This is a genomic window from Pseudomonas sp. 2995-1 (genome assembly GCF_002742505.1).
GTDB classification, from domain to species: Bacteria; Pseudomonadota; Gammaproteobacteria; order Pseudomonadales; family Pseudomonadaceae; genus Aquipseudomonas; species Aquipseudomonas sivasensis.
In genome coordinates, this window is record NZ_LJSA01000391.1 from 1 (window position 1) to 333 (window position 333).

General features: G+C 30.9%; 1 protein-coding gene. It reads left to right on the forward strand.

Features of this window, described 5'->3' with window-relative positions:
- Positions 1-57: 57 nt before the first annotated feature.
- On the forward strand, positions 58-333 hold a 276-nt coding region (locus tag AOA61_RS31875), incomplete at its 3' end, for a hypothetical protein (RefSeq protein ID WP_218197362.1).

A 333-nucleotide genomic window follows, 5' to 3' on the forward strand; every position in this document is an offset into this window, starting at 1 on the left:
AAGGTTTTAGTAAAACCTGTTTCTTATAGTACATACATCACGACAAAATGGGTTCATATGTCATTATTATCTTTATTATCATTTATTCTTGGGTTTTTATTTGCTGTTTACTATACATTTGAACTGATTGGAACTATACCAATTGGGAACATTATAAAAGGAATTACTGTTTATGGTATTTGGTTATTATTTATCACAACACTTATTCTTTTATTCAGTGTAATCTTTAACAGTTCCGCAGCTGTAGCTGCACTAACAATAACTATCCCAATCGTATTAAGTTTATTAAGCAGTCTCACTCCAGAATTAATGGTATGGTCACCAGGCATGTTG